The sequence below is a fragment of the Psychroserpens mesophilus genome (assembly GCF_050617655.1).
In the GTDB taxonomy this organism is placed as follows: Bacteria; Bacteroidota; Bacteroidia; order Flavobacteriales; family Flavobacteriaceae; genus Psychroserpens; species Psychroserpens mesophilus_A.
In genome coordinates, this window is the sequence record NZ_JBODQC010000057.1 from 1 (window position 1) to 389 (window position 389).

Annotated in this window: 1 pseudogene; it reads left to right on the forward strand. The window is 59.6% G+C overall.

Annotated elements, in window-relative coordinates:
* Window positions 1–389: pseudogene (locus tag ACRHNM_RS16305) on the forward strand (hypothetical protein); the annotation flags it as partial.

Here is a 389-nt window from a genome sequence, read left to right on the forward strand (position 1 = left end):
ACTCCGCAATCTGGAAGCACGTTTTGACAGCATCAAATTGCGCAACAACTACCTGCAGTATACCAACCTGCAGATAACCGAAAAATACGAGGAAACCCGGAGGCAGATCGAAGAGCTCCGCGGGCGCAGCAGCAGCCTGGCCGAAGCGGAAGCCCTCCTGCGGGAGCGAAACCGGCAACTCAGCCAGGAGCTCCGCCGCAAGAGTTACCTGGTTCTGGAAAACCCGGAAGGCAGCGGGTTCCGCCTGCGGAACAACCGCCCCATCAAAACGAACAAGGCCTCCACCATCGAGAAATTGCGGGGCTGCGTCACCATTGTGGCCGACCCGAATGCCGGGGCCGAGGAGAAAGTCCTCTACCTCCAGTTCCTGGGGCCGGACATGGGGGTTA